Annotated in this window: 7 protein-coding genes and 1 pseudogene; 1 reads left to right on the plus strand and 7 read right to left on the minus strand. The window is 68.8% G+C overall.

Translation table 11 applies throughout. The features are described 5' to 3' along the window. The 7 genes and pseudogenes from CUR96_RS18650 to CUR96_RS15930 all read right to left on the minus strand — a co-directional run. A pseudogene (locus CUR96_RS18650) lies at window positions 1-214 on the minus strand (hypothetical protein); the annotation flags it as partial. Between the two features lie 236 nt (window positions 215-450). After that, window positions 451-1206 (minus strand): SURF1 family protein, encoded by a 756-nt coding sequence (locus CUR96_RS15905; RefSeq protein ID WP_102194470.1) that lies wholly within the window; start codon window positions 1204-1206, stop codon window positions 451-453. A 59-nt stretch (window positions 1207-1265) separates the two neighbouring features. Next, the gene (locus CUR96_RS15910; protein WP_102194471.1) at window positions 1266-2381 is read right to left on the minus strand and encodes a GuaB3 family IMP dehydrogenase-related protein; all 1116 of its coding nucleotides are present in this window, start codon (window positions 2379-2381) and stop codon (window positions 1266-1268) included. Window positions 2382-2430: 49 nt separating this feature from the next. Next, the gene (locus CUR96_RS15915; protein WP_102194314.1) at window positions 2431-4119 is read right to left on the minus strand and encodes an ABC-F family ATP-binding cassette domain-containing protein; all 1689 of its coding nucleotides are present in this window, start codon (window positions 4117-4119) and stop codon (window positions 2431-2433) included. 176 nt (window positions 4120-4295) lie between these two features. Next, a complete protein-coding gene (locus CUR96_RS15920) occupies window positions 4296-4847 on the minus strand; it encodes an OsmC family protein (protein WP_102194315.1) in 552 nt (183 codons plus the stop codon). A gap of 149 nt (window positions 4848-4996) precedes the next feature. Continuing rightward, window positions 4997-5311, minus strand: a complete 315-nt coding sequence (locus CUR96_RS15925) for a DUF2277 domain-containing protein (protein WP_102194316.1) — start codon at window positions 5309-5311, stop codon at window positions 4997-4999. 50 nt (window positions 5312-5361) lie between these two features. Then, the gene (locus tag CUR96_RS15930) at window positions 5362-6000 is read right to left on the minus strand and encodes a TetR/AcrR family transcriptional regulator (RefSeq protein ID WP_102194317.1); all 639 of its coding nucleotides are present in this window, start codon (window positions 5998-6000) and stop codon (window positions 5362-5364) included. Window positions 6001-6097: 97 nt separating this feature from the next. Here CUR96_RS15930 and CUR96_RS15935 point away from each other — a divergent pair, with 97 nt between their 5' ends. Then, window positions 6098-7534, plus strand: a complete 1437-nt coding sequence (locus CUR96_RS15935; RefSeq protein ID WP_180969067.1) for an MFS transporter — start codon at window positions 6098-6100, stop codon at window positions 7532-7534. Window positions 7535-7588: the final 54 nt, after the last annotated feature.

Raw genomic sequence — 7588 nt, forward strand, 5'->3', positions numbered from 1 at the left:
ATTCCTCCGGGGCGGGGGTCGCCGGAGCCGGAGTCTCCGTCGCGGAGATGGCCGGCGCATCGACGGGCTCGTCGGCCGCGAGCGCGGGAGCGCCGCTCATCGGGCCGATGACGAGAGCGACCGCCGTGGTCAGGGCGAGAGCGCCTGCACGCCCCCGCTTCCGGTGTTCGGATGATTCGACGCCCTTGCGGGCATCGTCGGGGACAAGCATCATTCGGGTGGTCTCCTCGACGTTCTGACGGAAACGGCGGCTCTCATGAAGCGCCGTCGCGATGCACACGGGTCTCCCAGCGCACACACATGTTAGGGAGCTTACGGAGCAGCACGGACAACCTCAACGGTGTTTGCCGTTTCGTCACCCGGCGCTCACCGGATCGTCCGCATCATTCGGAGAGAGCAGACAATCGGCCGCTCAGGTGCGCAAAACCGCGTGCGCAGGTGCGCAGATCGTCAGGCGGATGCCGCGCCGGCGGCGTCGTCGAACTCCTCGACCTCGCGCTCCCAGGCGTCCTTCGCGAGCCGGTACCAGAGGTAGAAGGCGAAGCCGGCGAAGATCGCCCACTCGGCGGCGTAGAAGATGTTCAGCCAGTTGACCGGCGAGCTCTCATCGGGCGCCGGCGACGAGATGTCGACGAGTCCTTCCGGGGCCTCGGCCGCAGCGAGGTACGGCCGGTACACGTCGAGCTGCTCGACGTCATGCCAGCGTCCGAGGAGCATCGCCGTCGACATCCGATCGAGACGGGAGGGATCGGCCCGCGGCGGCACGACCGCGCCTTCGTCCGAGATGATGCGCCCCGTGATGGCGGTTTCGGCACCGGCATCCGCGTTCAGCGCCGAGGCTGCGGCATCCGCCGACTCGCGATCCGGGGCCCATCCGAGCGCGACGGCGATCGACGTGCGCTCGGCGACGCGCAACTGGCCGGTCACCCAGAACCCCTCGACATCGTCGTTGAAACGCTGCGACACGACCAGGAAGTCCCCGTCGACCCAGGTACCCTCTGTGGACACCCGCTGGCCGACCTGCGGTTCGGGCAGGTATTCGCCCGGGGAGACGACGTCGCTCAGCGGCAGCACCTTCTCGGTCGCTCCGGGTACGGGCGGGTCGCTCGCGATGGCCCGGCCCAGCTGCCACTGCCCGAGCCACGCGAACACTCCGGCGACGAGCAGGCACAGCAGCAGCATCCCGATCCACCGACCGCGGAGCATCACCTCACGCAGCGTGGGCGGGAACAGCTGTGGCGACGTCACGATGAGAACAGCGACCCTCAGGCCTCGTAGGGGGCGAGCACGACCTCGACCCGCTGGAACTCCTTGAGGTCGGAATATCCGGTGGTCGCCATGGATTTGCGCAGCGCGCCGATGAGATTCGCCGTGCCGTCTGCGATGGGCGCAGGACCGTACAGGATCTCCTCGAGCGTGCCGATGCCCTCGACTGCCACGCGGCGACCGCGCGGGAGCTTCGGGTGGTGGGCTTCCGGGCCCCAGTGGAATCCGCGCCCCGGGGCATCCGTCGCACGGGCGAGCGCGACGCCGAGCATCACGGCATCGGCGCCCATGGCGAGCGCCTTGACGATGTCGCCGGAGGTGCCGACGCCGCCGTCGGCGATCACGTGCACGTAGCGGCCGCCGGACTCGTCGAGGTAATCGCGGCGCGCGGCGGCGACATCGGAGACGGCGGTGGCCATCGGCGCGTGGATGCCGAGGGTCGCGCGCGTCGTCGAGGCCGCTCCCCCGCCGAATCCGACGAGCACACCGGCAGCGCCGGTGCGCATGAGGTGCAGGGCCGCCGTGTAGGTCGCGGCACCGCCGACGATCACCGGGACGTCGAGGTCGTAGATGAACTTCTTGAGGTTCAGCGGCTCGGCCACGCTCGAGACGTGCTCCGCGGAGACCGTCGTACCGCGGATCACGAACAGGTCGACGCCCGCCGCGGCGACGATGTCGTAGTACTCCTGTGTGCGCTGGGGCGTGAGGGAGCCTGCGACGGTGACGCCGCCCTCACGGATCTCGGCGAGACGGCGGGTGATCAGTTCGGGCTTGATCGGCTCGGAGTACAGTTCCTGCATCCGCACCGTGGCCTTGTCATCGCTGAGACCGGCGATCTCGGCGAGCAGCGGCTCCGGGTTTTCGTAGCGCGTCCACAGGCCCTCGAGATCGAGGACGCCGAGGCCGCCGAGCTGACCGAGCATGATGGCCGTCTGGGGGCTCACGACGGAGTCCATCGGGGCGCCCAGCACCGGGATCTCGAAGCCGAAGGCGTCGATGGTCCATGCGGTCGAGACATCCTCGGGGTTGCGCGTGCGCCGCGACGGCACCACCGCGATGTCGTCGAATGTGTACGCGCGACGCGCACGCTTTCCTCGGCCGAGCTCGATCTCCATGGTCACCCCACCAGACTACCGGGCACCGGCGGCGGCATCCGCTTCCGCCTCAGCGCACCCTGGCCACCCGCTTCTCGTCCCAGACCGGCACGTCCGACTCGTAGACCTCGCCGTCGGAGCCGAACACCAGGAAGCGATCGAACGAGCGGGCGAACCAGCGATCGTGCGTGACCGCGAGCACCGTGCCCTCGAACCGGGACAGCGCGTCCTCGAGCGCCTCGGCGGATTCGATGTCGAGATTGTCGGTCGGCTCATCGAGCAGCAGCAGCGTCGAGCCCGCGAGTTCCAGCAGCAGCACCTGGAACCGCGCTTGCTGGCCGCCCGAGAGCGACTCGAAGACCTGCTGCGCCTGACGCACGAGACCGTAGCGATCCAGCGCCGAACTCGCCGCGTCCCTCGGCATGCCCGCTCGCCGCTCGTCGCCGCGATGCAGGATCTCGAGCAGGGTGCGCCCCAGGAACTCCGGATGAGCGTGCGTCTGGGCGAACAGCCCCGGCACGACACGCGCCCCGAGCACGGCCCGACCGGTGTGCGACACCTCGTCCAGCTGCTCGCCGGTCGAGGTCACATGCCCGAGGGTCGCATCCGGGTCGCTGCCGCCGCGGGCGAGAAGCCGCAGGAAATGCGACTTCCCCGATCCGTTCGAGCCGAGCACGCCGACCCGGTCGCCGTACCAGACCTCGGCGTCGAAAGGCCGCATCAGGCCGCTCAGCTCGAGCCCTGCGGCCACCACAGCCCGTTTGCCGGTGCGCGCCCCGCGCAGCCGCATGTCGAACTCCTGAGCGGGCGGGCGCTCCTCGGGCGGCCCCGCCTCCTCGAACTTCCGCAACCGGGTCTGCGCGGCCTGGTAGCGCGAGGCGAAGCCGTCGTTCGCGGACGCCTTCACCTTGAGGTTCGCCACGAGGATGCGCAGCTTCTCGTGCTGCTCGTCCCATCGGCGACGCAGCTCGTCGAGCCGGTCCATCCGGTCGATGCGGGCCTGGTGATATGTGGCGAAGCCGCCGCCGTGCACCCACGCCGTCGCACCGGCGCCACCCGGCTCGAGGGTGATCAGGCGATCCGCTGCCCGCGCCAGCAGCTCCCGATCGTGCGAGACGAGAAGCACGGTCTTCGGCGTCTGACGCAGCAGTTCCTCGAGCCAGCGCTTTCCCGGCACATCGAGGTAGTTGTCGGGCTCGTCGAGCAGCAGCACCTCGTCGGGGCCCCGCAGCAGCGCCTCCAGCGCGAGCCGCTTCTGCTCCCCGCCCGAGAGCGAGGTGAGTTCGCGGTACCGAGCGCGCTCGTAGGGCACGCCGAGAGCCGCGACCGTGCACTGGTCCCAGACCGTCTCGTGCTCGTAGCCGCCGGCGTCGGCGTACTCCGAGAGCGCCGAGGCGTACGCCATCTGCGTGTCGTGCTCGTCGCGTTCGATCAGTGCGTTCTCGGCGGCTTCGAGCGCTTCGGCGGCCGACCGGATCCGCCGCGGCGCGACCCTGGTCAGAAGCTCCTGCACGGTCTGACCTGCTTCGCCGTGGCCGACGAACTGATCCATGACACCGAGACCGCCGTCGATCGTCACGACTCCCGCCTCGGGCGCGAGCTCGCCGCGGATGATCCGCAGCAGGGTCGTCTTGCCGGCCCCGTTCGGCCCGATGAGCGCGCTCGTCGAGCCCGCACCGACTCGGAACGTCACCTCGTCGAGCAGCGGCCTGCCGTCCGGGAGCGTCAGCGAGACGCCGGAAACATCGATGTACCCCACGAGCGTGGCCGTCCTTCCGCCCGCCGCGTTCCTGAGCGAACCGAGCCGACCAGGCTATCAGCTGCGCCCGTCGCCGCGGGTCGCCCTCGGTGACCCCGGGGTCAGGAGAGATCTCCTGAGACAGGACGATCCACGGAATCGTCCTGTCCCAGGGATTTCTCCTGTCGAACGGATGCTCAGGCGAGCGCGCCAGAGGTCGGCACGGGGTTCGCGAACAGGTCGAGCACCGGGCAGTGCGCATCGACGACCTGACGGAGGTTCTCGTACTGCTCGTCGCTGTCGGGGCCGGAGATGTCGACCGTCACCCGGACATCGTGGAATCCGGCGCGACCGGACTCGTCGATTCCGAAGAGCTTGCGCACATCGAGGTCACCCTCCGCAGTGATCTCGATCTCCTCGATCGTGAGGCCGAGAGCCTGGGCGTAGAGGCGGAACACGACGACCTGGCAGGAGACGAGAGCGCCGAGGGCGTACTCGACGGGGCTCGCGGCGATGTCGTCGCCGGCGAGGCCTGCCGGCTCGTCGACGAGGAACCGGTGCTTGCCTGCCCGGATCTCGGTCGCGACCGCACCGATGCCACGACCGGTGACCGTGTAGGTGAGTTCCGCGGTGCGCGGCTCGGCGGCGATGCGCTCGTTCCATGCTCTTCCCGCTTCCGAGAGCCGCGCGGCGCGCTCCTCGGACGTGACGTCAGCGATGATTTCGATCTGTTCCTGGATGAGAGTCATGCCCGCGACCGTAACGGCAAGTTCACGGTCCGCGCGCGGCCGCTCGTCACCTCGCGACACGGGCCGTCACCGACGGCAACGTGACGTCAATCCCCGTCACGGCCAGACGCGTCCAGGCACGGGCGGGCGGGATCACCTCCCCCTGGGTCCTAGGGCGCCGCACGAGCGGCACGCTTCTCCTGCTGGTAGACCCGGATCGCCTCGTAGCGCTCGGCCGAGCGGGCTTGGCGCTTCGCGGCCTGTTCCGCGCGGTTCTTCGGCGGAGCGGAAGTGACGAGATCGTCGAGGAGGCGACGTGCCGCCTGAGCGATCTCCGCGACGGCCTGATCGAAGACCGGCTGATTGACCTTCGACGGCGTGGTGGTTCCCGCGATCTTGCGCACGAACTGCAATGCCGCTTCGTGGCATTCCTCGTCAGTCGCGGCGGGCTCCAGATTGTTCAGCGGGACGATGTTTCGGCACATACCGGCACGGTACGCCGCACGTGCGGAATCCGAAAGGGATCGCCGACCGGCTACCAGCGTTCGCCCCCTCGGGGCAGCACCTCGAGCACGTGCGGCAGTTCACTCGGGAAGCACGAGCGGAACAGCTCGGTGATCTGAGGATCGGACCCGTAGTCATCGACGATCCGGAGCCCGACCATGGTGCTGATGAGCATCCCCTCGGCGAAGAAGGCTCGTGCCTCATCGACGCCCAGGCCCATCTCGTCGCGGACGAACCGCCAGACCTGAGCGAAACCGCTGCGCGCGGCCGGACCGATCACCGGATGACCGCCGAGCAGATAGGCGTGCGCGAGGGTCTGATGCAGTCCTCGCACGGCGATCAGGTCGACGTAGGCCTGAGCGACACGCCCGTCGACCTTGCCATCGTCGTCGCGCGGTTGCGCGAGTGCGCTCCGGAACGACACGAGCAGGCGGTCGAGCGCGTCGCCCATGGCCGCGAGGAACAGATTCTCCTTGGAGCCGAAGAGACGGACGACATAGGTCTGACTGACACCGGCCGCCCGCGCGACCTCGTCCGTGGTGGCTCCCTCGTACCCTCGCGCTCCGAAGACGGCGAGCGCCGCCTGGACGATCTGCACACGTCGCTCGTCGGAGGAGAACCTGCGAGCCGACACTTCGGGGGAGCCATCGGATGCCGGTGCAGAGGTCATGTCGAAAGGGTATCAGCGGAAGCTTGACTTTGTAATCAATTGATTACTACATTGCTGAAAAGCACTAGTAATCATCTAATTACAACTGGAGTTTCCCATGTCTCGACTCGCCGCCAAAGCCAGGGCTCGCCCGGTCGCCCTCATCATCGCCGCGGCATCTCTGCCGATGTTCATGGCCACTCTCGACAACCTGATCATGACCAACGCCCTCCCTGTGCTGCATGAGGAGATGGGGGCGAAGGTCGAGGAACTGCAGTGGTTCGTCAACGCATACGCGCTCGCGTTCGCCGGTGCGATCCTGACCGCCTCCGCCCTGGGAGATCGATTCGGTCGTCGCACCGTCTTCGCGATCGGCATCGCGATCTTCGGCCTGGGCTCGCTGTTCGCTGCGTTGAGCGGCGACCCCGCCCAGCTGATCGCCGCCCGGGCGGTGCAGGGAATCGGTGCGGCAGCCGTGATGCCGCTCTCGCTGGCGCTCCTCACGGGAGCCGTTCCCGCCTCGCGTCGTCCGCTCGCGATCGGGATCTGGGGCGGAGTGTCCGGCCTCGGTGTGGCGGTGGGCCCGCTCATCGGAGGGGCGATCATCGAGAACTGGAGCTGGCAGGCCATCTTCTGGATCAACATCCCGGTGGCGGTCGTCGCCATCCCGCTCGCTCTCGGCGTGCTGAACAACGACTTCGGCGCGCGGCTGCGCATCGATGTGCCGGGGGCAGCACTCGCCGCACTCGGCGTGCTCGCGCTCGTGCACGCGATCGTCCGCGGCAACGAGGACGGCTGGGACTCGCTCGGTGTGATCGCGGAACTGTTCCTCGGAGCGGCATTCCTCATCGCCTTCCTGATCTGGCAGACACGGTCGAAGACCCCGCTCGTCCCGCTGCGCCTGTTCCGCGACCGCTCGTTCTCGATCACGAACATCGTCGGATTCGCGTTCAGCTTCGGCACCTTCGGATCGGTGTTCATCCTGATCCAGTACCTGCAGGTCGTGCAGGGTTCCACCCCGCTCGAGGCCGCGGTGCAGACCACGCCCTGGACGCTCGCGCCGATGTTCGTCGCACCGATCGCAGGCATGATCGCGCCGCGGGTCGGCACACGTGCCCTTCTGGTACCGGGTTTGCTGCTGCAGGGCATCGCGCTCGCCTGGATCGCGCTGATCACCGCGCCCGACCTGGACTACCCGAGCCTCATCCCGCCGTTCATCCTCGCCGGCATCGGCATGGGCCTCGTCTTCGCCCCGTCGGCCACCGCCCTACTGGCCACCCTCGGACTCGTCGACCACGCGAAGGCTTCCGGGGTGAACTCGACGGTCCGTGAACTCGGCGTCGCGCTCGGCACCGCGGTGATGACCGCGATCTTCGTCGGAGCCGGGGGCCAGCTCACACCGGACCTCTACGTCGACGCCGCGAAGCCCGCGGTGCTGGCGGGCGCTGCCGTGCTGCTGGTCGCCACCGTCGTCGCGCTGTGGCTGCCGCCGGGGCGGTCGACCCCCGCCTCTGCTCCCACCCCGACAGCCGCTGAGCCCGCGCTGGCCGGCTGACGGAGCGGACACACGAAAGGGGGCGGATGCCGCAGCATCCGCCCCCTTTCGTGT

Source organism: Microbacterium aurantiacum (assembly GCF_002872075.1).
Taxonomy (GTDB): domain Bacteria; phylum Actinomycetota; class Actinomycetes; order Actinomycetales; family Microbacteriaceae; genus Microbacterium; species Microbacterium aurantiacum_A.

What these genes read in the sequence shown, in the direction of transcription:
- CUR96_RS15920 (WP_102194315.1), bottom strand. Translation starts at nt 4,847, where the DNA reads ATGACTCTCATCCAGGAACAGATCGAAATCATCGCTGACGTCACGTCC.
- CUR96_RS15935 (WP_180969067.1), top strand. Translation starts at nt 6,098, where the DNA reads ATGTCTCGACTCGCCGCCAAAGCCAGGGCTCGCCCGGTCGCCCTCATC.
- CUR96_RS15910 (WP_102194471.1), bottom strand. Translation starts at nt 2,381, where the DNA reads ATGGAGATCGAGCTCGGCCGAGGAAAGCGTGCGCGTCGCGCGTACACA.
- CUR96_RS15905 (WP_102194470.1), bottom strand. Translation starts at nt 1,206, where the DNA reads ATGCTCCGCGGTCGGTGGATCGGGATGCTGCTGCTGTGCCTGCTCGTC.
- CUR96_RS15925 (WP_102194316.1), bottom strand. Translation starts at nt 5,311, where the DNA reads ATGTGCCGAAACATCGTCCCGCTGAACAATCTGGAGCCCGCCGCGACT.
- CUR96_RS15930 (WP_102194317.1), bottom strand. Translation starts at nt 6,000, where the DNA reads ATGACCTCTGCACCGGCATCCGATGGCTCCCCCGAAGTGTCGGCTCGC.